The 23295-nt window shown below is 71.1% G+C and carries 22 protein-coding genes; 6 read left to right on the top strand and 16 right to left on the bottom strand.

Going from position 1 to position 23295, the window contains the following annotated elements:
- Positions 1 to 38: 38 nt before the first annotated feature.
- From AC3IX6_RS16450 to AC3IX6_RS16465, 4 genes are read right to left on the bottom strand one after another with little or no spacing between them, the layout of a single operon-like run.
- Entirely contained in the window at positions 39 to 404 is a 366-nt protein-coding gene (locus tag AC3IX6_RS16450; protein ID WP_489370827.1) for an RRQRL motif-containing zinc-binding protein, read from the bottom strand.
- Positions 401 to 1444: a DUF2637 domain-containing protein gene (locus tag AC3IX6_RS16455; RefSeq protein WP_489370828.1), complete on the bottom strand. Its 1044-nt coding sequence runs from the start codon at positions 1442 to 1444 to the stop codon at positions 401 to 403. Before AC3IX6_RS16455 ends, AC3IX6_RS16450 begins: the two co-directional genes overlap by 4 nt.
- Entirely contained in the window at positions 1441 to 1767 is a 327-nt protein-coding gene (locus tag AC3IX6_RS16460) for a DUF6303 family protein (RefSeq protein WP_489370830.1), read from the bottom strand. Before AC3IX6_RS16460 ends, AC3IX6_RS16455 begins: the two co-directional genes overlap by 4 nt.
- Positions 1764 to 2033 carry a DUF6284 family protein gene (locus AC3IX6_RS16465; RefSeq protein ID WP_489370832.1) on the bottom strand — a complete coding sequence of 90 codons (270 nt, stop codon included), beginning with the start codon at positions 2031 to 2033 and terminating at the stop codon, positions 1764 to 1766. The genes AC3IX6_RS16460 and AC3IX6_RS16465 overlap by 4 nt, the downstream gene beginning before the upstream one ends.
- A gap of 689 nt (positions 2034 to 2722) precedes the next feature.
- On the opposite strand from AC3IX6_RS16465, the gene AC3IX6_RS16470 reads away from it, so the two are divergent.
- Complete coding sequence (locus AC3IX6_RS16470; RefSeq protein WP_489370834.1) at positions 2723 to 3151, top strand: winged helix-turn-helix domain-containing protein; 429 nt, start codon at positions 2723 to 2725, stop codon at positions 3149 to 3151.
- Here the strand turns inward: AC3IX6_RS16470 and AC3IX6_RS16475 are convergent.
- The 3 genes from AC3IX6_RS16475 to AC3IX6_RS16485 form a co-directional block, all read right to left on the bottom strand.
- The gene (locus tag AC3IX6_RS16475) at positions 3148 to 4089 is read right to left on the bottom strand and encodes an NAD-dependent epimerase/dehydratase family protein (protein WP_489370836.1); all 942 of its coding nucleotides are present in this window, start codon (positions 4087 to 4089) and stop codon (positions 3148 to 3150) included. The two genes, AC3IX6_RS16470 and AC3IX6_RS16475, sit on opposite strands and share 4 nt — an antisense overlap.
- 11 nt (positions 4090 to 4100) lie before the next feature.
- Positions 4101 to 5507, bottom strand: coding sequence for a helix-turn-helix transcriptional regulator (locus AC3IX6_RS16480; RefSeq protein ID WP_489370837.1), 1407 nt, complete (start codon positions 5505 to 5507; stop codon positions 4101 to 4103).
- 366 nt (positions 5508 to 5873) lie between these two features.
- Positions 5874 to 7142: a GTP pyrophosphokinase gene (locus tag AC3IX6_RS16485; RefSeq protein WP_489370839.1), complete on the bottom strand. Its 1269-nt coding sequence runs from the start codon at positions 7140 to 7142 to the stop codon at positions 5874 to 5876.
- A 505-nt stretch (positions 7143 to 7647) separates the two neighbouring features.
- Here AC3IX6_RS16485 and AC3IX6_RS16490 point away from each other — a divergent pair.
- Entirely contained in the window at positions 7648 to 9135 is a 1488-nt protein-coding gene (locus AC3IX6_RS16490; RefSeq protein WP_489370841.1) for a SulP family inorganic anion transporter, read from the top strand.
- Between the two features lie 15 nt (positions 9136 to 9150).
- On the opposite strand, the gene AC3IX6_RS16495 is transcribed toward AC3IX6_RS16490, so the two are convergent.
- The 6 genes from AC3IX6_RS16495 to AC3IX6_RS16520 form a co-directional block, all read right to left on the bottom strand.
- Entirely contained in the window at positions 9151 to 9618 is a 468-nt protein-coding gene (locus tag AC3IX6_RS16495) for an SRPBCC family protein (protein ID WP_489370842.1), read from the bottom strand.
- Between the two features lie 101 nt (positions 9619 to 9719).
- Positions 9720 to 11243: a flotillin family protein gene (locus tag AC3IX6_RS16500; protein WP_489370844.1), complete on the bottom strand. Its 1524-nt coding sequence runs from the start codon at positions 11241 to 11243 to the stop codon at positions 9720 to 9722.
- 63 nt (positions 11244 to 11306) lie between these two features.
- Positions 11307 to 11816, bottom strand: coding sequence for a hypothetical protein (locus AC3IX6_RS16505; protein ID WP_489370846.1), 510 nt, complete (start codon positions 11814 to 11816; stop codon positions 11307 to 11309).
- Between the two features lie 133 nt (positions 11817 to 11949).
- The gene (locus AC3IX6_RS16510) at positions 11950 to 13002 is read right to left on the bottom strand and encodes a PucR family transcriptional regulator (RefSeq protein WP_489370847.1); all 1053 of its coding nucleotides are present in this window, start codon (positions 13000 to 13002) and stop codon (positions 11950 to 11952) included.
- Between the two features lie 64 nt (positions 13003 to 13066).
- Positions 13067 to 13645 (bottom strand): DM13 domain-containing protein, encoded by a 579-nt coding sequence (locus AC3IX6_RS16515; protein ID WP_489371469.1) that lies wholly within the window; start codon positions 13643 to 13645, stop codon positions 13067 to 13069.
- A gap of 239 nt (positions 13646 to 13884) precedes the next feature.
- The gene (locus tag AC3IX6_RS16520; RefSeq protein ID WP_489370849.1) at positions 13885 to 15366 is read right to left on the bottom strand and encodes a vanadium-dependent haloperoxidase; all 1482 of its coding nucleotides are present in this window, start codon (positions 15364 to 15366) and stop codon (positions 13885 to 13887) included.
- A 266-nt stretch (positions 15367 to 15632) separates the two neighbouring features.
- Between AC3IX6_RS16520 and AC3IX6_RS16525 the strand changes: the two genes are divergently transcribed.
- From AC3IX6_RS16525 to AC3IX6_RS16535, 3 genes are read left to right on the top strand one after another with little or no spacing between them, the layout of a single operon-like run.
- Positions 15633 to 16256: a metal ABC transporter ATP-binding protein gene (locus AC3IX6_RS16525; RefSeq protein ID WP_489370851.1), complete on the top strand. Its 624-nt coding sequence runs from the start codon at positions 15633 to 15635 to the stop codon at positions 16254 to 16256.
- A complete protein-coding gene (locus AC3IX6_RS16530; RefSeq protein ID WP_489370853.1) occupies positions 16253 to 17143 on the top strand; it encodes a metal ABC transporter permease in 891 nt (296 codons plus the stop codon). Before AC3IX6_RS16525 ends, AC3IX6_RS16530 begins: the two co-directional genes overlap by 4 nt.
- Complete coding sequence (locus tag AC3IX6_RS16535; RefSeq protein WP_489370855.1) at positions 17083 to 17919, top strand: metal ABC transporter solute-binding protein, Zn/Mn family; 837 nt, start codon at positions 17083 to 17085, stop codon at positions 17917 to 17919. Before AC3IX6_RS16530 ends, AC3IX6_RS16535 begins: the two co-directional genes overlap by 61 nt.
- A 57-nt stretch (positions 17920 to 17976) precedes the next feature.
- Here the strand turns inward: AC3IX6_RS16535 and AC3IX6_RS16540 are convergent, their stop codons facing one another.
- Both AC3IX6_RS16540 and AC3IX6_RS16545 read right to left on the bottom strand, forming a co-directional pair.
- Positions 17977 to 19695 carry a class I adenylate-forming enzyme family protein gene (locus AC3IX6_RS16540; protein ID WP_489370857.1) on the bottom strand — a complete coding sequence of 573 codons (1719 nt, stop codon included), beginning with the start codon at positions 19693 to 19695 and terminating at the stop codon, positions 17977 to 17979.
- Positions 19692 to 21497 (bottom strand): CoA transferase, encoded by a 1806-nt coding sequence (locus AC3IX6_RS16545; RefSeq protein WP_489370858.1) that lies wholly within the window; start codon positions 21495 to 21497, stop codon positions 19692 to 19694. Before AC3IX6_RS16545 ends, AC3IX6_RS16540 begins: the two co-directional genes overlap by 4 nt.
- Before the next feature lie 223 nt (positions 21498 to 21720).
- Between AC3IX6_RS16545 and AC3IX6_RS16550 the strand changes: the two genes are divergently transcribed.
- Positions 21721 to 22851: an acyl-CoA dehydrogenase family protein gene (locus AC3IX6_RS16550; protein WP_489370860.1), complete on the top strand. Its 1131-nt coding sequence runs from the start codon at positions 21721 to 21723 to the stop codon at positions 22849 to 22851.
- A 5-nt stretch (positions 22852 to 22856) separates the two neighbouring features.
- On the opposite strand, the gene AC3IX6_RS16555 is transcribed toward AC3IX6_RS16550, so the two are convergent.
- Positions 22857 to 23030 (bottom strand): hypothetical protein, encoded by a 174-nt coding sequence (locus AC3IX6_RS16555; RefSeq protein WP_489370862.1) that lies wholly within the window; start codon positions 23028 to 23030, stop codon positions 22857 to 22859.
- Positions 23031 to 23295 lie beyond the last annotated feature (265 nt).

The raw sequence follows: 23295 nt of genomic DNA on the forward strand, positions 1-23295 counted from the left end.
GCTGTAGGAGGCTGGCGGCCGGGCCCTTGCTGAGTGGTTCAGGCGACGCACTGTTCGTCATCGGGGTAGGCGCACGGGACGCACATGCCGAGGGAGGCCGGGATCACGTATCCGGCATCGGTGCGGCAGGTGGGGCAGGTGCGGCGGGCGGTGTTCGCCTTCGCCAGAGCCGCGGCCTTGGCCGGGGTCATGGGGCGGACCGGGCGGGCTAGCTCTATCCGGTAGAGGAAGGCGACCAGCGGACCCCGCCGGTAGCGGGGCCGCTCGACCTGAGCCGCGACGTCCTGCCCGCCGGGGCGGAGGCCGGCGGCGCGGAGTTGGCGGCGGGTGGCCAGGCCGTCGGGGGCCAGGCGCCAGGTGTAGACGGGCAGGGTCGCTTCCGCGCTGAGCGGGGTCGGGCTCACGACGTGGCCCCTTCAAGGGCCTGGACGGTGGAGGTGTTGGCGTCGCGGAGTTCCTGGTAGCGGGCGGAGGCCCAGCCGACGGACCAGCCAGTCAGCTCAGCAGCCACCCGCACGGCCAGTCCCGCGTCGAACGCGGCCCGGACCGTGGCGCGGGCCTGGTCCTCCGCCAGCTTCTCGGCCGGCGGCCCGGCGGCAAGGAGAGCAGCGCGTTCACGCTCGATCCGCTCCTGTTCACGCTCGCGTTCACGGCGTTCACGCTCCGCCTGCTCGGCACGCGCCTGACGCTCACGCTCGGCCCTTTGCCGGGCCTCCAGCTCGCGCTGCTGCGCGGCCCGAAGCTCGGCCTGTTCACGCTCGGCCTGCGCCTGTTCACGCTCGCGTTCACGGCGTTCACGGGCCTCACGTTCAGCGGTCGCGGCGGCATAGGCACGTGCCTGCTCTTCGCGCCGGATCCGGTCCTGCCGCTCGGCTTCCTCGCGGACGAGTCGGGCTTCGTGTTCACGCTGTTCACGAGCGAGGGCCGCCTCATGGTCACGGCGTTCAAGCACCCGCACCTGGCGGGCTTCCTCCCGGTCCTCGACCGCCTTCCTACGGGCCTGCGCTTCGGCCCGCTGCTCGGCTTGCAGGGCCCGGACGGCGGTGGTGATGGCCCGCCGGTAGGCGAGACCAGCCTCCGCGGTGACGATGAGGAGGAGGGGCGCGACGGAGTGGATCGCGACGCCAACCAGGTCCCCGGCCAGCGCGGATGCCCCGACGTTCAGGGCCAGGGTCATGGCGCCGGTCATCCATCGCAGGGCGACGGGCCAGGGGCCGCCGTGGCCGCCGAGGCGGGCCAGGACGGAGTCGAGGCGGACCACGATGACCACCGCCGCATCGACCACGAGCGGCAGGATCGGTGCCGTCCACCGCCACTCAGGAGCGGTGTGCGCGGCCATCAGCGGGGTGACGGTGAGGACGGAGTAAAGCATCGCCCCGCCCACGATCAGCCACGTGCCAACGGCCAGCGCGCGTTCCGCTGAACCGACGTGAACGTCGTTCATGGCGCCCCGCCTTCCAGCGCCCGGACCTTCACCGAACCCAGCAGGAGGACCCACGACGGGTGGGCGTGGTAGGCGGGGCTGGTGATCTCCACCCACTCCCACTCGGCGCCCTCGGCGAGCGTGAACCCGAGGTACGCCAGCGCCGCCTTGCGCGCTTCGACGTTCGGGATCGCGGTGGACGTGGGCCAGGTGAAGGTGGGCCACTCGCTGACCAGACCGGTCATGGCCACGTAGAGCTGCCAGCACGGGCCGGCCGTCCGTTCCGGGGCGGTGGTGCCGCAGCAGCGCAGGGACAGCTGCGCGGCGAAGGTCTTCTTGCTCATGCCGCGTCCCCCGGCATGCTCGTGCCGGCGGTGCGGTTGGTCGCGTCCCGCCGGGCCGCCAGGACCCGGTTGCGGGCCCTGCGGATCCGGCGCGCGTTGAACTCGGACGCCGGCCGGTCCAGCTGGGAGATCAGCGCGTCGAGCAGGTCGACCTCCGCCAGGATCAGCGGCATCTCGACCTCGATCGCGTCCAGCTCCGAGTCCGACGGCTCCAAGCCGTCCGACCACGGGGTAACAACGTTGTGAAGTGCAGCGATGGACCTCATGGGTCTTGCTCCTTCTGTGGAGGAACGGGGCCCGAACAGCGGCCCCGGCGTTCCAGCGCCGGGGCCGCACATCGTTGGGTCGGCTACTCGAATCCACGAACAGCCACGGCCGCCGACACCCGGCGTGCGGGATCGGGTGTCGGCGACTGTGGGTATTGGTGCGGGTCGGACTGGGCTTCGCACGGCGCCGCTCGATCCGGGGGCGGTCCGAGTCCCCGGAGGTCGTGGCAGCCAAATATCTGGCCGTGCGGATCTTTAGAGCCGATGGCGTGCCACCCCTTCGGGGCGTAGGGACCGGTTGTGACGCGGGCCCGTTCTCAGTCGGCTGGTCTCCACTCGCCTCGGCCGGTGCGGTCACGGCCGTACTGCTGCGGTGGATCACGCTGTTGAGTTGTCGGCAGTGCATTGGTGCAGCTCAGAGCAGCCCAAAGAAGGCCCCTCATGAGTCGGTGATCAGCGACCGAACCGCCGTTTCCGGGGGCCCCGTTGCTTGCGACAAGCCTGTCCGCGCAGTGCTCAGGAATCGAATGACGGCTTGTCATATGAGGTCTGCCGCATGCTCGCTGCCCTCTGAACAACATGGTGCACCTAGTGCACCATGTTGGCAAGTGGCTTGGCCTTCGTCTCGGGAATGGATGCGGGGAGACTGGTGTACTAGGTACGACATCTGCGAGTGGAGGAACACCCCGATGACCGAGTTTCGAGGGCAGCCGGCATACCTTCAGCTGGCCGATGACCTGCGGGAACGCATTCGCAGCGGCGAGCTTCCCGATGGTGCCGCACTGCCTTCAGCGCAGGAGCTGATCAACAGCTCCGGCGCTTCCAGCACCGTGGTGAAGAACGCCGTGTCGCTGCTGCGAGCAGAGGGATACGTGGTCGGCCACCAGGGCAAGGGGGTCTTCGCTCAGTTTCCGCCGCGACTCGCGGACCACTCGCAGGGTGCGGCGGATTGGGCACTGCCGCTTCTGCTGGCAGGCCTGGAGGTCGAGGCAGCGCTACGCGAGTCACTGGGCGAGGACGGCACCGGCTCGACAAACAGCGAAGCGGCCCTTGAGCACTGGCGGAAGGCGTTCGACAACCTGCCGGAGAGCGTCAAGGGCCGCTTGGCCAAGCCTTAGTGACCGCTGGTGGAAACCACCGACCATGCGTCAGCGACCAGCTGTTCAAGGCCGGACCGTTCAGGCTTCCACCCCAGGTCAGTGGTGATCCTGGAGATGTCGGCGACCAGCCGCGGCGGCTCGGGCTGCGGGGGGCGGTGGACTACGGGCACCGCCCGTCCCGTCACCCGCTCAACCGTGGCCACGATCTCCCGCATGCTCGCCGCCGTGGCGCCGACGTTGTAGACCCGGTACGGGGCTGAGGTGCTGGCCTCCAGAGCCAGCACGTACGCGCGCGCCAAGTCATCGACGTGCACGAAGTCCCGGATCGCGTCGCCATCGCCGTTCATCTCAAGCTGTGGGTACCGGCCGGCCGCTACTGCCACCGCCTTCGGGATGATCCGGCTCTCGTCCGCATCCCCTACCCCCGACACCGCCCCCGAGATGTTGAAGCAGCGCAGGCTCACGGCCTCAACCGCACCCGCCTCTGCTCGAGCCCTGAGCACATCGTCTGCAGCAAGCTTCGAGACGCCGTAGGGATTGCTCGGCGCGGGCACGGTGTCCTCGCCGATGGGCTGTCGCTCGGGTGCCCCGTAGACCGCCGCCGTGGAGCCCAAGATGACCCTCGGGGCCCGCCCCGGGGAGACTGCAGCCAGCGCGTCGAGCAGTGCCTCCGTGCCTCCAGCGTTCACCGCTTGGTACTCCTCCGGCCGGTCGAAGGACTCGCGGACGCGCGTCAGAGCTGCGAGGTGGCACACGCCCTCGACACCGTCGAGGGCTCCTTCAAGAGCCTTCCCGTCCCGGATGTCACCGCGGAAGACCCGGGAGACCGGCAGCTCCGGGAGGGGAGCGTCTGCTGGCCGGTGCGTGAGCGCCACGACCTCGTGGCCTGCCTCGGCGAGCCGTCGTACGACCGCGTTTCCTACGAACCCGTAGGCCCCGGTCACAAGTACGCGCACTGATCTACCTCTCAGCCCAGGATGAGCCCGCGGTGCTGCCACGCCAGGTCGAGGCACGCGGCTGCAGCGGACGCCAGAGGTTCATTGTCCAGCAGGCGCCGGATGTTGGGCTCGGTGAACTCAATCCCGGCGCCGCCGCCACCGGCCCGGCCGGCCACGACGGTGCCCTCCGAGTTCCGCGACACCATGCCGGAGAAGACGGAGTCGTAGACCTCCGCGTCGATGACCACCACGCTCAGGATCTCGCCCGCCAACGTGAGCGGGTCCAGACCGATCCCGAAGCAGAACGGACGCACCTTGCCCTCCCGGCGTGCCTGGTTGAGCGTCCGGAACGGCTCCGTGCTGTCGTAGTCGATCGGCTCACCGCTGCTGCCGTCGGCTTCAGGATCGCCGAGGAACTCTTCCGCGTACTCGCGAAGGACGTTGCGCCAGAGGTTGAAGTCGTTGGACTGGTCCCAGGGCATCACCGAGGACGGCTGGAAAACCCCTGCTGGCATGACGTGGTAGTTCCCGCCGGCCAGCGCGACGTTGCTCGCCGACCGGTGGTGGAGCGGGAACGAAGCACCTTCCGGGCCCAGCCGAATGGTCAAGGTGTCGATCGACGGGAGCAGCGGCCGGTGAGCCAGGTCGAATGGGTCGCCGACGAGCGTCCGGAAGGGAAGCTCCGCCCAACTTGGATCACCGATCCACGCAGGGTCGCTTCCGGTCTTCAGCCAGGCACTCGCCAGCTCGTGCGCCACGCCCTCGCAGACGTCGGCCATATCGAAGTAGGTCGTGTACCCGAACGACAACTTCGGCCGGCCTTCCGTCCGGGAGACGTCGAGCAGGCGGAAACTCGGCCGGTTCACGAACAGGGAGGGGCGGTCGATCATCCGGATCGCCTGGGTGTAGCGATCGAACTTGGCCCCGTTCGCGGCGAGCGGCCGCACCTTCTCCGACGCCTTCTCCCGCCCGCTCACCTCAGGCGGGAGCGTCTGGGTGAGCCAGGACAGCTCGATGTCCGCGAAGTCGACCGGCTCGGGCCACATCCAGGACTCGCGTGTGAGGACCGGGCTGTTCCCTGCGCGGGACACCTCCGGATACAGCGCGGCGGCGGCCTTCGTGAGGTCGGCCCGGTGTCGGTTGAGTTCGCGGCGTGTCATGCGCCAGCGGCGCTGGTCGTCGATGGCGGCGAGCGGGTTCCGCCCGCCCGGGTCGCCGGCGGGCGCTCCGACCGTGACCGCGGCTTCGGCCGGCGGGAGTAGGCCGAGCTCATCCTCGGGTAGAGCCAACGCGTGAGCGAGCCTGCGCAGCTCGACCATGTCGCGGATGGTCCGCTTGCCGCGTTCGAGTAACGACACGTACGACTGGTCGTAGCCGAGCAGGTCAGCGAGGTCCTGCTGCTTGAGCTTGTGGAGTGCCCGATACGCCTTGAGCACGTCGGCCAGGTTCGATCCGTCGGGAGGGGTACTCCGCTCCGTGTCCGCGGCGAGCCAGTGCGGCGAGGTAGCAGCCGGAACCGCACGTGCCGGGCCACCAGAGGCGCCAGGGCCAGCAGTGCGGCGGCAGGGACTGCAGACAATGTCGGTGTTGCTCCGGCTCAGCTTCGTGCCGCACCTGGTGCAGAGGGACGACGGGAAGGGGGTAACGGCCATGGACTTCTGGTCCCTTCAACGGATGAGCGTAACTCCAACAAAAACGGCAAGCGAAACTCCACAATGGGAAAAGCCCACCAAAACTCAACCCAGCAACTCCACCCTTCCCCTTTCTAGGCGCGGTTAGACGTCAGACAATAGACCTCCCGGCTACCCTTCGCGCCGAGACCTAACCTGCCTCTGAATGAGGTCCTCAATCACGATGAGCCTATTCAAAGCCTCCTGCAAATAACCACCCGATATCACCTTGCGCCCATGGACGATATCATTCCGAATCAGCCGCAAGTTATGGAGTTCCGCCTTGGTCCCATCATCTACATTCGGTGCATAATCGAGCATGGCCATCAGAGGCATCCTCGAACTCTGCCCCCCGGGCGGAACAAAAGACCTGAGAGCCTCTTCCAACCTAACCCACGTCTCCAGGAATTCCACGATTCGCTCACTCCTCCCGGAATCCGCTCCACGCCCATTCATGCCGACTGGTTCTCGTGATTCAGAATTGAGCGAGTTGAAAACTTCATATCGAGTGGAGTCTTCGAGGAGCATCGCATCGATCACCTGTTCCGCGAGTGGACGCTTCTCCAGATTGCCGTGAAGCGATTCCAGATAGGGATCCAACTGCGCTGGTGTTGCAAGCTTCAGCCGCGTCAAGAGGTCAAACAGCAGGTCAACGCGACCAAGCCCCGAGCCCTCTACTGGACCTCCCAAGAAGTCGCTGGCGCGACCTAGCAGGTGAGCAGCCAGCTCATAGTGATTCAAGAACGAACGGCCCGTGCCAGCAACCCTGACCTCTCCTGCCTTTTGGAGCATTTGAAGGGCCATCTCTCCAGCAATAACCAGACCATTGAGCTGATCAAGGATAGAGATCTCCTGATCGGACAGGTCACCCTCCAGCGGCTTATAGATCAGATCATGCTCAACTTCCGACCAGGCATGCATTAGCACCGACGCAACTTGAATTTCCACACGGGCCGACGCGTATCGCCTATCCGATTCACTCAGATTCCCGCCATTCAAGCGGACTCTATAGTGCGCAGCAGAGTAGCCTGAGAAGCGCCTACCACTCCCACCTTGAGAGCTAGCCGGAAAATCCTTCCTTGGTTCGGTTAGCCGGAATAGCCGGTTGATTACCTTGTCTACCTGCTCTTGCTCTCCAGGGAAATATAGTGCGACGCGCACACCAGCTAGGTCCACAACATCCTGATAGATGTCATCGATGGATCCGTACCCCTTCTGTGATTCACGCTGGCGACATTTCTCCGCAAGGCGAGAAACATCTTTTGCTCGGTGGGTCACAATGCAGCGAATCCCTGAAGTACGCAGATCCCTTTCAAGCATCTGAGCGGTTAGGCGTGCAACCTGACTATAGAAGTCATACTCTCGGATGTAGCGCGATATGAAATCCTCAATCAGGCTCAAGGTTTCCCCTACCTTCGACTCGGTGCTTGCGAGCGGTAGCGACCAGGATGCCGCAGGGGCCAGCCCGTGACTCGCGAATCGATGAGGAACGGGAAGCCCGGATAGCGAGGCCGCCGACACGCCGGCCAGCAGCGGGCTCGGGCGCCTAGCAAGGGGCGTCTAGGCGGACAGTCGCCAACCCGGACATGGCGTCGAGAGATGAGGAAGGCCCTGGGAGAAGCCTGGGAGAAAATCCTGAGCAGGTATCCTCTTGGTACCCCTTCAAGCCAACGCTTACCAACGCTCTGACCTGCGGCTACTCCGGTTTCAGCAGGTCGAGTCTCGTCCCGTACCTCATTCGGGACGAAGAGGTCGTGGGTTCAAATCCCGCCACCCCGACTTCGTAAGACCAGGTCAAGGGCTTGATCCACTTAGTGGGTCAGGCCCTTCCTGTGTTTCTGGAGACTGTTCTCCGCGCACCCGCCCGTCGGTTCGGGTGTTCTCGCCGAACCTGAGGTCCGTGTCCGTGTCTTCCTCTCGTGCTCCCCTGTCCGTGTGGCCCGCGTGGGTGTCGCCCAAGGTGTTGCGGACCGAGGTGCTGGGTGGTCTGGTCGTTGCGCTGGCGCTGATCCCCGAGGCGATCTCCTTCTCGGTCATCGCCGGGGTGGATCCGGCGATCGGGCTGTTCTCCTCGTTCACGATGGCCGTGGTCATCGCGTGCGTCGGGGGGCGTCCGGCGATGATCTCCGCCGCTACGGGTGCCGTGGCGCTCGTGATCGCGCCGCTCAACCGTGAGCACGGGCTGGGGTACCTGGTCGCGGCGGTGATCCTCGGTGGTGTCTTCCAGATCGTGCTCGGGGCGCTCGGGGTGGCGAAGCTGATCCGGTTCGTGCCGCGTTCGGTGATGGTCGGCTTCGTCAACTCCCTCGCCATTCTGGTGTTCATGGCCCAGGTGCCCGAGATGCGGAACGTGCCGTGGGCGGTCTACCCGCTGCTCGCCGGCGGGCTCGGGCTGATGGTGTTCTTCCCGAAGGTCACCAAGGTGGTCCCGGCGCCGCTCGTGTCCATCGTCATCCTCACCGCCGTCACCGTGGCCGCGGGGATCGCGGTGCCGACCGTCGGGGACAAGGGCGCCCTGCCGTCCTCGCTGCCCGTGCCCGGTCTGCCGAACGTGCCGTTCACCCTGGACACGCTGACGCTCATCGCCCCGTACGCGCTGGCCATGGCGGTGGTCGGGCTGATGGAGTCGCTGATGACGGCGAAGCTGGTCGACGAGATCACCGACACCCGGTCGAGCAAGACGCGCGAGTCCGTGGGCCAGGGCGTCGCGAACATCGTCACCGGGTTCTTCGGCGGCATGGGCGGCTGCGCCATGATCGGCCAGACGATGATCAACGTGAAGGTGTCGGGGGCCCGGACGCGGCTGTCGACCTTCCTCGCCGGCGTGTTCCTGATGGTGCTGTGCATCGCCTTCGGGCCGGTGGTCTCCGAGATTCCGATGGCGGCGCTCGTCGCCGTCATGGTGATGGTCTGCTTCGCCACCTTCGACTGGCACTCCATCGCCCCGAAGACGCTGAAGCGGATGCCGGCCGGCGAGATCGCCGTCATGGTGATCACCGTGGCCTGCGTGGTCGCCACGCACAACCTCGCCGTCGGGGTCGTCGCCGGGTCGGTCAGCGCGATGGTCATCTTCGCCAAGCGGGTCGCGCACCTGGCGAACGTCACCTCCGTGACCGACCCCGACGGGGGCATGGTGGTGTACTCGGTCACCGGCGAACTCTTCTTCGCCTCGTCCAACGATCTGGTCGGGCAGTTCGACTATGCGGGCGACCCCGACAAGGTCGTCATCGACCTCTCCGGCGCGCACATCTGGGACGCGTCCTCCGTCGCTGCCCTCGACGCCATCGAGGAGAGGTACCGCCGGCGCGGCAAGAGCGTCGAGATCACGGGGCTGAACGAGCACAGCGCCCGGATGCACGGCAACCTCAGCGGCGAGCTGTCACCCGGGCACTGAGGAGGCCACGGGCGGTCAGACCACGGGCTGCCGCGTCCATGCGTCCGGGCCTGGGTCGCCGCCTTCGGCGTGGAGGGTCAGGCGGTCGATGTAGTGCTGCCAGGACTCCGCGTGGGCCTCGCAGGTCTCCGAGGTGGGCAGGCCGCTGTGGGTCAGGTGGAGCAGGGTGCCCGCGGGGGCGGGTTCCAGGGTGATCTCCACCCGGGTGGAGCCGGCCGCCACGGGCGTGCCGCCCTGCTCCCAGCCCCAGGTGAGGACGAGCCGCTCGGGCGGGTCGACCGTCAGGAAGCGGCCGGAGGCCACGTCTTCCCCGGTGATCCGGATGCGGTACGAGCCGCCGGGCTCGAAGGTGAACGTGCCGTCGGAGCCCATCCAGGACAGCCACTTCTCCCGGTCGGTGAAGAAGCCGAAGACGGTTTCCGGGCGGGCTGAGATGCGGCGCTCCAGCGTGACGGTGTCCATCGGGGTCGCGGGGGTCGTCATGAGGGCATTCTCCCGCTACGGGGCGGTGGGCGCCCGGCCGCGGCAGCGCCGGCGGGGCCTGCTGCTCGGCAGCGGGCCCCGCGATCAGAGTGCGGGTGCGGCTAGCCGGTGATCTCGATCTTGCCGTTGAGGGCGGGGGGCTCCGGGGCGGTGGTCGTCTTCGGGGCGGTGAGGCCCTTCAGGAGCTGGCCCAGGTCCACGCCGGTGGTGGAGCTCAGGAGCTCCATGCCCTGCGCGACGTTGTCGGTGACCGTACGGGAGAGCTTGCTCGCGCCGTCGGTGGAGATGACGGTCATCTTGTCGATGGCGGAGAGGGGTTCGGCGGCCTTGGCGACCACCTGCGGCAGGGCCTCGACCATCATCTGGATCATCGCCGCGTCGCCGTACGTCTCGAAGGCCTCCGCCTTCTTCCGCATCGCCTCCGCCTCGGCCGAACCCCTGGCCAGGATGGCCGCGGCTTCCGCGTCGCCCTCCAGGCGCACGGCCTCCGCGATCGCCGCACGGCGGGCCCGCTCGGCCTCGCCGCGCTTGACGCCCTCGATGGCCTCGGCCTCGGCCAGGGCGGAGCGGCGCTGCTTCTCGCCCTCACCCGTGAGCCGGGCACGCTCCGCCTCGCCCTGGGCGGCGGCGATGGCCGCGAGGCGCTCGGCCTCGGCCTGCTTGACGCGGGCCACCCGCTTGGCCTCCGCCTCCTGCTCGGCCTCGTAGCGGCGGGCGTCGGCGGGCTTGCGGACCTGGGTGTCGAGCTGGCGGTCGGTCAGAGCGGCCTGACGCTCGGCCACCTTCTCCTGCTCGCCGAGGATCTGCTGCTGGCGGTCGGCCTCGGCCAGCGGGCCGGCCGCGTTGGCCTGGGCGGCCGCCGCGTCGGTCTCGGCCTTGATCTCCGCCTGGCGCAGGTAGAGGGTGCGCTCGGCGACCGCGATCTCCTCCTCCGCCTTCAGGCGGGCCTGCTCGGCCGCCCGGCGGGAGTTGGCCTCGGCGATGTCCGCCTCCTGCTTGGCGCGGGCGGCTTCGGGGCGGCCGAGGTCTTCGAGGTAGGAGCCCTCGGTGGTGATGTCCTGGATCTGGAAGGCGTCCAGGACCAGGCCCTGGCCGGAGAGGCTGGCCTCGGCCTCCTCCGCGACCTGACCGGCGAAGGCGGCGCGGTCGCGGATGATGTCCTCCACCGACATGCGGCCCACTATGGCGCGCAGCGCGCCGGACAGGACCTCCTGGGTGAAGCCGACGATGCCGTCCTGCTGTTGGAGGAAACGCTGGGCCGCGGCCCGGATGGCGTCCTCGTTGCCGCCGACCTTGACGATCGCGACGCCTTCGAGGTTCGCCTTGATGCCGCGCAGGGTGACCGCGCCGCGCACGGCGATCGGGATGTGCCGGCTGGACAGGTCGAGGGTGTAGCGCTGCTGCACGAAGGGGACGACGAAGACCCCGCCGCCGACCACGACCTTCTGGCCGGTGGTGTCGGTGGATATCCGGCCGGTCTCCGGGTCGGTGGACCTCTTGCCGCGCCGGCCGGTGATGATGAACGCCTCGCTGGGCCCGGCGACCTTGTAGCGCGTGACGACGACCAGGGCGAGCAGGACGAGGAGTACGACGACTCCCACGACCGCGGTGACGACTGGACTCATGGCGGATCCCCCCTGCCTCCCCCGTGGGAGCAGATCGGTGATGGTGATGGTGATGGATGGTGGTCAGTGCTCGACGGGGCGGACGGTGACGGAGCTGGACGACGGAGTCGCCGTCACCCACACCTCCGCGCCGCGGGCCAGCGGGCCCTCGGCGGTCGCCGCGTACTTCACGGGCTGGCCGGCCAGGCGCAGGAGCACCTCGCCGTAGCCGGAGAGCGGGATCGCGGTGACCACGGTCCCGGTCGAGCCGACGAGGGAGTCGTGGCGCGGGGCGGCTCCGCTGCGGTCCCGCATCAGGGTGCGGCTCAGGCGGTACGTGGCCCAGCCCGCTCCGGCTCCCGCGAGGGCGCCCGCGGCGGTCGCCGGACCCGGCCCGAAGCCCGTGGTCCCGAGCACGATCGCTCCCGTGAACCCGAGCATCGACACGAAGCCCGCGAGCACCGGTAGGGACAGCCAGCCGTCGAACAGTCCGTCGAGCGCCCCGTCGAAAAGGCCTTCCAGCACGCCGTCGAGGGCCAGGGAGAGGGCCAGCAGCGCGATCCCCGTCATGCCGAGACCTAGAAACAAACCCATGAGACACCTCCCCGCCCGAGTGGCGTTCTTCGCCGGACACCGGCATCGTGTCACCGGAGGCGTGCTGCGCACATTGCCTGCCTTCGGCAATCTTTACGCCTCTTTAACGCACGGCTCCAGTGCCCGGTCCGGGTCAGGCGTCGCCGCCCGGCCAGCCCAGCAGGCGGGCGCCGATCACCGCGGTCTGCAGCGTGTAGCGGTTCAGCGGGTCGGCCGGGTCGGCGCGGGTGAGGGTGTGGATGCGCTCCAGCCGGTACGTCAGCGCGCGCACGCTGAGCGAGAGCCGCCGGGCCGCCTCGGTGGAGACGCAGCCGCTGTCGAAGTACGCGGTGAGCGTGTCGAGGAGCGGCTGCGCGCCGCCGCGGGACGCGCGCAGGGGGCCGAGGGTGCTCTCGACCAGGTCGGCCATGGCCTGCCGGTCCCGGGTCAGGACGGGGAAGACGAGCAGGTCGACCGCATGGAGCACCGGCCCGTCCAGGTCCATCCGCCGGGCCAGGTCGAGGGCGTTGAGGGCCTCCTCGTAGGAGTGGACGACCCCGCCCGGGCCCGGGTGCGAGCGGCCGATCCCGACCCGGCCGCCGTCGGTGGCCGCGTGCGCCCGCTTCGCGAAGTAGGCCAGGACCTCGGGCTGTTCCCCGGGGGCCACGCAGATCAGCCGCCCGTCCTTCGTGGTCAGCAGGACCTGCCGGCCCGGGAACCGGGCGAGGACCGCCGACTCGATCCCGCGCGCCACCGGGTAGCCGTCACCGTACGGTTCGGGGCCGGTGGCCACGGCGACGCCGTGCGACTGCGAGAGGCGCAGCCCGAAGCGCTCGGCGCGTTCCGCCAGCCGGCCCAGGTCGCTGCCGCCGTAGAGGAGGTCGTCGATGAACTCCCTGCGGGCCGCCTCCTCCTGACGGACGGCCTGCTGCTGGGCGCGTTCGTAGCCCTCGACGAAGGCGTCCACCGCCTGCTCGACGGCCGCCAGGAGCAGGCCGGATGCGGGGAGGGGCCGAACGAGCTGCGCCGCGGCCAGGTGGTCCCGGATCAGGGCGCGGAGCGGCTGCCCTGCTTCCGCCGCCCGCTCCCCCTCCGCACGGCGCGAGTCCAGCTCCGCGCGGGTCATGAGGCGTCCCGTGGCGCAGGCGTCCAGGAGCAGGTCGGCGTACCCCGAGAGGTGGTCCTCCGGTGCTTGCGGTCCCGCCACGCTCTTCCCCCGCCCTTCCCGCTCCTGCCGCGCCCGTCGCGCGTACTCGGTACGGGGACAAGGGTCACACGGCCGTGAGGGCCGCCGCGCCGAAGGAAACGTCGAAGCGGTCGCACCAGATGGTGATGCTGCCGTAGTCGGAGGGGTTCACGTCGGCGGGGACCGCGTAGTTCTGGTCGCCCTTGTTGCCCTTGAGCTTGCCCAGGCTGACGTACTTGCCGTCGTCGAAGACCCGCCAGCCCGCCGTGCCCTCCTTCACCGGAGCGTCCGTCAGCCAGACCCGCAGGTCCGGGCCGTTGCTGGTGTCGAGGTTCTCCAGGCGCAGGGTGAGGGAGCCGTCCGGGAGCCGGATGAGCTTCGCGGTGCCCGTGGTGGCGTGCTCGTGGCTGATCAGCGAGCCCTGGGCGAGGGTCTGCGGGGCGGCCGGGGCGGCCAGGGTGGCCGCGGTGCTCGGGGTGTTCGCGGTGCTCGGGGTGTTCGCGGTGCTCGGGGTGTTCGCAGCGGTGGGCGCGGGTGCGGCCGCGGAGGGGGCCGCCGCCGGGAGGGACTCGTGGACCGTCGCGTCCTGCCAGAGCTTCCACGGCTGGAACCAGTACAGGCCGAGGCCCAGCAGGAGGGCCGCCGGGAGGGCGAGGACGGCCAGGAGCCTGCGTACGCCCCGCTTCCTCGCCGGGTGCTGCGACCGGTCCTGCGCCTGGTCCTGTGCCGGGTCCTGCGGCTCGTCTCGCGCCGGGTTCTGCGTCACTCGTCGGGCCCTTCCTCTCGTCCGGCCGTTCGGCCGTCCGGCCGTTTCGGCCGTCATGGGCATTCAACGCGCGGGCGCGGGGTGGGACCAGGCCCGGCCGGATGACGAAAGGCTTACGTCATCCGGCCGGACGGGACTCAGAGGGTGCGGAGCTTGGTGGTGAAGACCTGGTTCGCGACCTTCTCGCCCAGGGCGAGGCCGTCCGTGGCGTCCCACGGGTAGTGGACGCCGAGCCAGATGCGGCTGTCGGCGTCCTCCTTGCCGGCCGCGCTGAAGCTGGTGAAGTGGCGGGTCTTGACCGGAGCCTGCGGTTCGTCGGTGGTGAGGTCGAAGGAGATGTTGTCGCTGCCGAAGTAGCGCTTCATGACCCCGGCCCAGGCGCCGCCGAAGGAGGCGTGGCCGGAGACGTACGCGGGGAAGCAGGGGCTGACGTTGACGCCCGTCGGGCTCTTCAGCAGCGGCTTCCACTGGGGGTCGAGGCCGCCCTCGCGGACCGCCGAGACGGGCCGCCACAGGTCGATGGGGGTGGAGAACTTGGCGTCGCGGACCGCGATCCCGGTGTCGGCCATGGCGAGGGAGACGAGGGCGAAGAGGCGGGCGTTGGCGTAGACCCCGAGGCCACGGGCCTTGGCGACCTCACGGGTGGCCTGGAGCATGTGGCCCGGCGGCTTGTAGGTGCCGTTGTTGTCGTTGGCCCAGAACCAGGCGGCCGCGAGCTGGTCGGGGGTCCGGTTGACCACCGGGGTGGCCGCCGTGGGCTTGTCGGCGCCGGCCGTACGGACCGCGTCGACCTGCCGCTTGTACTCCTCGCTCGCCACCAGGGCCTCGTACGAGCCGTACTGGGTCAGGGTGGTGGGGCGGAACTGCGAGCCGGAGGTCAGCGAGAACGGCTTGACCTGGCCGTAGAACGGGCTGACCGCGTCGCTGTCCTCGTCGCAGGAGGAGTCGGGCATGTCCGGGTAGCTCGTCGGCCGCCAGGCGCCCGGCCTGTTGTCCCCGACGTAGACCTGGGGGTTGTCGGAGCCGTCGCCGGTGCGGGCGTCGGTCATCTGCTTGACCATCGCGCCGACCACGGAGAGGTCGAGGAAGTCACCGGCGGTGGGCTCGGTGCCGAATCGCTCGCGGAAGCGGGCGTCGAGGTACTGCGTCTGGTCCGCGTAGCGGCTCTGCTTGTTGCCGTAGAGGCCGAGGAGGATGTTGTAGGCCGTCCGGCCGATGACGCGCTCCTCCTCGTCCGGGCCCTCGACCCAGCCCAGGTAGTTCTCCGCCTTGATGTACGGCTCCGAGGTGATCTTGCCCTTCCACTTCAGCTGGTACGAGGACTCCGCGTCGTAGATCGCGGCGTTCATCATCGCGGCGGAGCGGGCCATCGGGACGGGCCCGCCGCCGACCCGGCGGAAGACGTTCTGCAGCACGTCGTTCCAGTAGTGCACGGGGTCGGCTATCGACTGCGCGGGCAGCGCGGCCTGTGCGGGCTGCGGGGCGGCGGCGAGGACGGTTCCGGTCGCGGCCAGGACGACGGCGGCCGCCAGGGCGCGGCGGCCGAGGGGGCTGCGGCCGGTGGCGCTGCGCAGGGTGCGGCGAGGGGTGCGGCGAGGGGTGCGGACGTTCTCGGGCATGGCGCGACTCCCTTTGATCACATGCGTGTTGATCACCACGGGAGGTGGCGGCGCGATCCTGGCCCGGGCCGGTCCGGGACGCTTGTAGAAATCGGAACGCCCGTACGGAATGGCCGGTCCCGCCCGGCTGGACGGCGCGAACCCGCCACGACACGCCCCTCCTGCCGGCCCGCCACCGGCAGATCGCCGATCGCCGGAACTGCGGGCCCCTTCCGGCCGACCAACTCCACGCGGAGGGACGGCCGGTGACAGCGGAGGGGCGTGGGATGGGCGGGCTGGACGTGCGGATGGAGGGGGTGGGCTGCCGGCACGGGCGGGTCGAGGCCGTGGCCGGCGTCGACCTGGAGATCGCCGCCGGCGAGCGCGTCGCGCTGACCGGCACCAACGGATCGGGCAAGACCACCCTGCTGCGCGCCGTACTCGGACTGCACCCGCAGGTCAGCGGGAAGATCCTGGTCGGCGGCCGTACGGGCGACCCGGCCTGGCGGCGGCGGGCGTGCGCGTGGATCCCGCAGAAGCCCGCCGCCGGACGCTTCCCACTGCTGGGCGGCGAACTCCTCGCCAGCAGCGGGGAGCCCCGCGCGGCCGCCGAGGCCGCCGACCGGCTGGGGGTGGGGCCGCTGACCGGAAGGCCGCTGCACACCCTGTCCGGCGGGCAGTTGCAGCGCATGTACCTGGCCCGGGCGATCGGCTGCGTGGCCGCGGGGGCCGGCATCCTGCTCGCCGACGAGCCGACCGCCGCCCTGGACTTCGCCGGGCAGGACGAGGCCGCCGACGTACTGGCCGCGCTGCCCGTGACGCTCGTCGTCGTCACGCACGACCGGGCGCTCGCGGAACGCTGCGACCGGGTCCTGGAGATGGCCGCCGGACGACTGCGGGAGGTCCGGTGAGCGCCACCCTCGCGGCCGCCGACCTCGGCACCCTGCTGCAACTGGCCCCCGTACAGCGGGCGGGCTTCGCCCTGCTGCTGGCCGCCGTCGGGCTGCCCGTGATCGGTGTGGTCATCGTCGGGCTGGACATCATGCCGGTGCGTTTCGCGATGATGCACGTCGCCCTGCTGGGCATCGCCGTCGGACTGCTCACCGGACTGGATCCCATGCTGTGCGCGCTGGTGGCCTGCGCGCTGGCCGGAGCCGGGGTCGCGCCGCTGGCCCGGACCCCGGACGGGCTGTCCGGGGCGATGGGGCTGCTGATGAGCCTGGCGATCGCCGCCGCGCTGCTGCTCCTCGCGGTCTCCGGGGTGAACGCCTCGGGCGCGTTCGCGCTGCTGTGGGGCTCGATCCTGTCCGTCGGCGGCGCCGATCTCGTGGTGCTGGGCGTGCTGGCCGTCCTCGTGCCCGGCCTGTTCTGGTGGCGGCGGCGCGAGGTGGCGCTGCTGCTGTACGACCGTGAGCTCGCGCAGTGTTCCGGCGTGCCGGTGCGGGCGCTCACCACCGTCCTGCTCGTGCTCGTCGCCGTCGCGGTCGCCGGGGCCATCAAGCTCACCGGCGCCCTGCTGGTCGACGCGCTGACCCTGCTGCCCGCCCTGGCCGCGCGCCGGCTGGGCACCTCGCTGAAATCGATCACCGGGTGGGCGGTGGGCATCGGCGTCTTCGTGAACCTGACCGGTTTCCTCATCGCCCTCCGGCTGGACTGGCCCCCCGGGCCCGTCCTCGTCCTGACCGCGGGGGCGCTCGTCCTCGCGGTGCACCTCGTACCCGAACGGAGAATCCGCTCATGGCGCCCGGAACCCGCGTCCGCACCAGCTCGGCCCGCATCACCTTCCTCCTCGCACTGAGTTCGGCCCTGGCCCTGGTGGCCGGCTGCGGCACCGAGGACGGGAGCGGTGGCGGCGGCGCCTCCGCCTCCGCCGGGGGCGGCGCGCCGTCCCGGGTGAACGTCGTCGTGACGACCACCTGGGAGGGCGCCTTCGCCAAGGCGGCGGGCGCGCAGGACGTGAAGGTGATCGTGCCGCAGTCCGTGCACCACGCCCCGGACTACGACCCCAAGCCCTCCGACCTCGCCGCCGTCGCCGGGGCCGACTTCGTGCTCTACGCGCCGTTCGAACCGTACGCCGCGAAGATCAAGGAGGCCGCCGGGTCGAAGGCGAAGCTGGTGGAGGTGGACCTCGACAACGACGCCGACAAGGTCAAGGCCGAAGTCACCAGGCTGGGCGCGCTGTTCGGCACGCAGGCCGCCGCCGCGAAGTGGACGGCCGACTTCGACGCCGAGTACGGGCGGGTGGCGACGGAGGTCCGGGCCGCCTGGCCCGGTGGCACGAGCCCGTCGGTCGTGAGCCAGGTGTTCACCGGCTGGTCCGCGAAGCTGGCGGGCGCCACCACGGTGGGCACCTACGGCCCCGAGGCGGTGACCCCGGCGCAGCTGGCCGAGCTGTCGGCGAAGAAGCCGGCGCTGGTCCTGGACAACGCGCACATGTCGACCGGCACCGTCCTGCCCGACTCCGGCGCGCGCCAGGTGGAGATCGTCAACTACCCGGGGAACGACCTGGACCTGCTGCCGGTCTACCGCAACGCGGGGGCCGAGCTGAAGAAGGCCATGGCCAAAACGGCGTAGCCGCGGAGCAGGTCGGAGCAGGGCGGGGCGGTCCGCACAGGGCCGCCCCGCCCTCGTCTACGCGCCCACCCCGGCGGGCGTCCCGGCGGTGAGAGCGGCGGTCGCGGCGGCTCCGCGGGCCCGGGCGCGCAGCGCCGCACGGTCGGGTTTGCCGGCCGGGGTGAGCGGGAGCTCCGCCATCAGCAGCAGGTGCTCGGGGTGCTTGCGGCGCTCCAGGCCGCGCAGGGTGAGGTGTCCGGCCAGGGAGTCGAGGGTGGGGAGCTGCGCGCCGCGGGGGACGACGCAGGCGGCGAGGCGTTCGCCCATCACCTCGTCGGGGACTCCGACGCAGACGACGTCGCGGACGAGGGGGTCGCAGGAGAGCTCCCGTTCCACCTCGGCGGGGCTGATGTTGGCGCCGCCGCGGATGACGATGTCCTTGAGGCGGCCGACGACGTGCAGGACCCCGTCCTCGTCGATGAAGCCGAGGTCGCCGGTGCGGACCCAGCCCTCGGGCGTGCGGTACAGGGCGTCCAGGTCCGGGGAGGCGACGTAGCACATGGGGGTCATGGGGCCGCAGGCGATGATCTCCCCGATGGCGCCGTCGGGGAGCCGTTCGTGCGTCTCGGTGTCGGTGATCCGGATCTCGGCGACCCGGGGGTCGGGGCGGCCGGCGGCGATGCCCGTGCCCTCGGATTCCGGGGCCGATGCGCCCAGTCCGGTGTGGCAGTTGACCCCGTCGGCCGAGCCGTAGAGGTTGACGACCGGGCAGCCGAAGGCGCGGCTCGCGCTCTCGGCCGTGGTCTCGTCGAGGGGGGCGCCGCCGAGGATCAGCGCGGTGGGTGCCGGAAGCGGGACGGCTTCGCCCCCGGCCGCCTCGGCCCCTGCCGCCTCGGCCTCCAGGCGGTCGAGCATCATGCGGATCATCGTGGGCACCCCGAGGACGTGCGTGGGCCGGTGCTCGCGCACCGCCGCGAGGGCCGCCTCCGGGGTGAAGTGGTCGAGGACGATCAGGGTGCCGCCGTGCCGGGCGAGGGTGACCGCGGTGCCGCTGGAGCCGAAGGCGGACGCGAGCGGTACGAGGAACAGGCAGCGCGGCGGGGTCCCGTCGGGCATCAGCGAGGCGAGGAAGTTGCCGCGGCCGCCGGCGAGGGCGTTGTGGGAGTACGCGATCATCTTCGGCTCCGCTTCGGAACCGGAGGACACCAGGATGCGGGTGGCGCTGTCGGGGTCGGGCCGGGCGGGAACGAAGGCGGCGGGGTCGGAGCGCAGCAGCGCCGCGAGCCGAATCGTTCCTTCAGGCTCCGTGCCCGCCGCTCCGCCGGCCGCGATGACATGGCGCAGCGCGGGCAGTTCGGGGGCCAGGTCCCGCAGTTCGGCGGCGTGGTGGTGACCCCGGTGCTCCACGGCGGCGATCACCGCGACGGCCTCGGCACGGCGCAGCAGGGAGCGGGCCTCCTGGCCGCCCCGGCCCACGGGGAAGGGCAGGGCCACCGCTCCGAGGGCGGCCAGCGCCAGGTCCGCGATGACCGCGTTGCGGCCGTTGGGGAGCTGGACGCCGACCACGTCGCCGGGCCGTACGCCGAGCTCCGCGAGGCCGGTGGCCAGACATCGCACCTTGCGGTCGAGCGCGGTGTAGCAGAGCGTGCCCTTGGCATCGATGACCGCGGTGTGGTGCAGGTCGGCGATCTGGCGGGCCCGGAAGAGGCTGTAGAGGTCGAGGTCGGGGCAGGTTCCGTCGACCGCCCACGAGCGGCGCAGGCCCACGGGCAGCAGATCGTGCAGTGCGACGGTCATACGAAGCTCCAGGGGTCGGGAACGGCGGGGGCACCGTGCGCGTCCCGGCTGATCGAGCCGGCGAAGCGCGGGTCGTGGTGCAGGTGGGCAAGGTCGGTGGTGACGACGGTCGCGCCGAGTCCGCGCGCCCGCAGCGCGGTCAGGGCGTCCTCGGTGGACAGCTCCGCGAGCCCCTGACCGGCCGCCGCGCGGGCGTCCGCATCGGCCGGGGCGATCCAGCCGTCGGCGGTGCGCAGGGGCGTACGGAAACCCGCCGGCCGGCGGCCGCGCTCCCCGCGCCGGGCGCGGAGCAGGGCCGGGCCGGTGAGCAGGTCGGCGGCGCCGAGCAGCGAGGAGTCCACGCGGACCCCGCGTCCGGTGCGCTCGCGCAGCAGCAGCCCCGCGAGGACGGCCTCGGCGCCGAGCAGCCCGCCCAGCACGTCGAGCAGGGTCATCAGGGAGGGCGCGGGCACCTCGCCCTCGGGACGGGCGGCCTCGCCGACGCCGGTGCGGGCCTGGACCATGAAGTCCGTGCCCATCGGCGGATCGGCGATCCGGCCCGTGCCCCAGCCGCCGGTGTACGCGTACACGAGCACCGGGTTCGCCCGCGCCAGGTCGGCGGAGTCCAGGCCCAGCTCGGCGGCCTTCCCCGGGGCCCAGTTGTGCAGGAACACATCGGCTCCGGCAGCCAGCTCGGCCAGCCGGAGCCGGTCGCCGGGCGACTTGATGTCGATCTCCACGGCACGCTTGCCCCGGTTCAGGGCCAGCCAGCGGGCGGAGATCCCCGAACAGGCGGGCGGCATGCCGCGCAGCGGGTCGCCGCCCGGCGGCTCGATCCGGACGACCTCGGCGCCGAGCAGCCCCAGCAGATGGGCCGCGAGCGGCGCCTGGACGCGACGCCCGGCCTCCAGGACGGTCATCCCGGCGAGCGGACCCGGCGCGGAAGGCGCCGCCTTCCGGGCACCGCCACCGGGGCCGTACGGGGCCAGGGACCAGGGGGCGGCTCCGTCGTCCTCGGCGGCCCGCTCCTCCAGGCTCCGCAGCCGGCAGACCTCGGCCCCCGAAGCGGCCGCCGCCTCGCGGATCCGCTGCCAGCCGTGGGCCCGGGCGGTGGCGTGCAGTGCTTCGGGGAAGGGCGCGCACGCGGTGGCGTACCGGAACTGGAAGGGCCGCCAGCCGGCCCGTACCGCGTCGTCGGGGGCGTCCAGGGCCCGCCAGAACCCCGCCCAGGCACCCGGATCCAGGGTCTCCAGCTCGAAGAGCGTGCCGTCGGCCGCGGCGAAGGGCGGCCCCCCGGGAGCCAGTTCGGCGGCTTCGCCCTCGTCGGCGCCGCTCGCGGCGAGGTACTGGGACACGACCAGCAGCCCGGCCCGGTCCACGTACGTGTGCGGCTGCGCGGCGGCGCCCTCGCACCCCCTGGCCCGGGCCAGCAGGGCGGCGAGCAGCCCCTGCGTGGTGAGGACGGCCGTCGCAGCGGTGGCGTAGTCGACGGCGAGCCCCCGCGGCAGGCCGTCGCGGCGCCCGTGCACCGCCATGATCCCGGTCGCGGCCTGCGCGGTCGCCTCGTCGGTGACGCCCCCCAGGGCCGCTTCCGGCGAAGCCCAGGCGACGCTGGCGGCCGCGCGGAGGCCGGAGCCGGCGTCCGCCAGGGTGACGCGGGCCGCCCCGGGGTCGCCCCCCGCGTCGGGCCCGGCATCCCCGGCGACCGCTCCGAGCAGGCTCAGGTGCCCGGCCACGGGTCCGGCGAGCGCGGGCGGTCCCGAGGCGGTGAAACGCAGCCAGTCGAGCGGCCGAGCGGTCTGGGTGACGGCGGGTGACGCCATGCCTCTCCTCTTCTCCCGGCCCGGCGATCGGCCGGCGCCGCAGGTGATCCCGTACGCGGGAACCAAGGGGCGGGTCCGCCCGACCAGTTCCACGGGAAGGCAGTCGGACTGCCGTTCCCACGGGTTCCCGACGTGCCGGAGGAAAGTGATGGAGAACCAAGTGCCGCAGCACGAAGGAAGGGCGCCACACGCACCCCCCGAACCACCCCCCACCGACCAGAAGTTGAAGAAACAGATCACCGACTTCGTCCGGACGCAGGTCATGCCCCGCGAACCCGTCCTCGACGCGGGCGGCCCCGCCGCGGCGGCGGCCCTGCGGGAACTCCGGACCAGGGCCAAGGAAGAAGGCCTCTGGGCCCTCCCCCTCCCCAGGGAACTGGGCGGCCAGGGACTCGACTTGACCCGCTACGCGCTCCTCGCCGAAGCCGAAGGCGCGAGCGACCACGGCCCGGCCGCACTGGGGTCCGCGCCCCTGCTGGACGCGACGATGCTGTGGCGGCACGGCAGCGACCGGATACGCACCCTGTACCCGCACCGCCTCACGGCCGGCGACCTGCGCGCCTGCTACGCCATGACCGACCCGGAGACCCCGGGCACCGACCCGTACCTCACCGCCACGCGCGCGGTGGAACAGCCGGACGGCAGCTGGACCGTCAGCGGCCGCAAGTGGTTCACCTCGCACGCCGCCGAAGCCGACCTCGTCACCGTCCTGGCCCGCACCGACGGACAGCCGGGAGACCGCACGGGACTCTCCCTCCTCGTCGTGCCCACCTCATCGCCAGGATTCCGGGTGGTACGGGAACTGCCCGTACTGGGCGCGGCCGGCCAGTGGGAGATCGAGTTCGACCGGGTCCACGTGGACGCCGACCACCTCCTCGGCGAACGCGGCCAGGCCCTCGCCCTCGCCGCGGAACGCCTCCAACTGGGCCGCACCCTGCGCTGCCTGCGCTGGCTCGGCCAGGCACAGCGCGCCTTCGACCTCATGTGCGCACGCGTGAACTCCCGTACCGGATCGCGCGGTCCGCTCGGAAGCCACCAACTCGTACAGAGCCACGTCTTCGAATCGCTCCTGGCGCTGCGCACCACCCGGCCGCTCGTCCACGAGGCGGTGGCCCGGATCAGCGCCGGAGGGGACGCGCACGTGGAGGTGGGCCTGGCCAAGGTGGCCGCCGCCCGCATGCTCCAGCAGGTGACCGACGCGGCCATCCAGATCCACGGCGCGGCCGGCCTGGGCCCCGACACGCCCCTCCCCGCCCTCTACCGCTCGGGCCGCACGGCCCGGATCCTGGACGGCCCGGACGAACTGCACATCACGGGGGTGGCCCGCAGGGTGCTCAGCGCATACAAGACGTAGACGTGTCACATGAAGGGGGCGGCCACCATGAACACCCCCATGGCGAGGAACCCGAACGAGGAGAGCGAGCCGAAGAAGTACATCAACACCACCTCGGGGAGAGGCCGCCTGGAGACGTTGTCCGTGGGCCGCCGCGGATCGTAGACGACCTCCACGGCTTCCGCCGAGCGTCCGACCATGGGCTGGTGGAAGTACTCCGCCCCTCGACATCGGTGAACGCGTAGGAGCCGGCGACGAAGCCGATGCAGCCGGCCACGAAAACCAGGATCGGCCTTGATCACCGAGGGCTCCGCCCCCGTGGGAACCGCCCGCCGGGTTCCGCACCTCGGGCAGGGCTTCGTTGAGAGCGGCACAGAACGCTTCGGTGGCCGTCGCGTTGCCGCCGTCGAGCCGATGCACGGCTCCATCGGTGAGAACCACTCGGAGAACCGTGCCGCCGCCCGC

It is taken from the genome of Streptomyces sp. GL_141, assembly GCF_057834385.1.

Excerpts from the sequence above, each read along its gene's own strand:
- AC3IX6_RS16455 (WP_489370828.1), bottom strand. The coding sequence starts at position 1,444 with ATGAACGACGTTCACGTCGGTTCAGCGGAACGCGCGCTGGCCGTTGGC.
- AC3IX6_RS16460 (WP_489370830.1), bottom strand. The coding sequence starts at position 1,767 with ATGAGCAAGAAGACCTTCGCCGCGCAGCTGTCCCTGCGCTGCTGCGGC.
- AC3IX6_RS16465 (WP_489370832.1), bottom strand. The coding sequence starts at position 2,033 with ATGAGGTCCATCGCTGCACTTCACAACGTTGTTACCCCGTGGTCGGAC.
- AC3IX6_RS16470 (WP_489370834.1), top strand. The coding sequence starts at position 2,723 with ATGACCGAGTTTCGAGGGCAGCCGGCATACCTTCAGCTGGCCGATGAC.
- AC3IX6_RS16495 (WP_489370842.1), bottom strand. The coding sequence starts at position 9,618 with ATGACGACCCCCGCGACCCCGATGGACACCGTCACGCTGGAGCGCCGC.
- AC3IX6_RS16500 (WP_489370844.1), bottom strand. The coding sequence starts at position 11,243 with ATGAGTCCAGTCGTCACCGCGGTCGTGGGAGTCGTCGTACTCCTCGTC.
- AC3IX6_RS16505 (WP_489370846.1), bottom strand. The coding sequence starts at position 11,816 with ATGGGTTTGTTTCTAGGTCTCGGCATGACGGGGATCGCGCTGCTGGCC.
- AC3IX6_RS16520 (WP_489370849.1), bottom strand. The coding sequence starts at position 15,366 with ATGCCCGAGAACGTCCGCACCCCTCGCCGCACCCCTCGCCGCACCCTG.
- AC3IX6_RS16525 (WP_489370851.1), top strand. The coding sequence starts at position 15,633 with ATGGGCGGGCTGGACGTGCGGATGGAGGGGGTGGGCTGCCGGCACGGG.
- AC3IX6_RS16535 (WP_489370855.1), top strand. The coding sequence starts at position 17,083 with ATGGCGCCCGGAACCCGCGTCCGCACCAGCTCGGCCCGCATCACCTTC.
- AC3IX6_RS16540 (WP_489370857.1), bottom strand. The coding sequence starts at position 19,695 with ATGACCGTCGCACTGCACGATCTGCTGCCCGTGGGCCTGCGCCGCTCG.
- AC3IX6_RS16545 (WP_489370858.1), bottom strand. The coding sequence starts at position 21,497 with ATGGCGTCACCCGCCGTCACCCAGACCGCTCGGCCGCTCGACTGGCTG.
- AC3IX6_RS16555 (WP_489370862.1), bottom strand. The coding sequence starts at position 23,030 with ATGGTCGGACGCTCGGCGGAAGCCGTGGAGGTCGTCTACGATCCGCGG.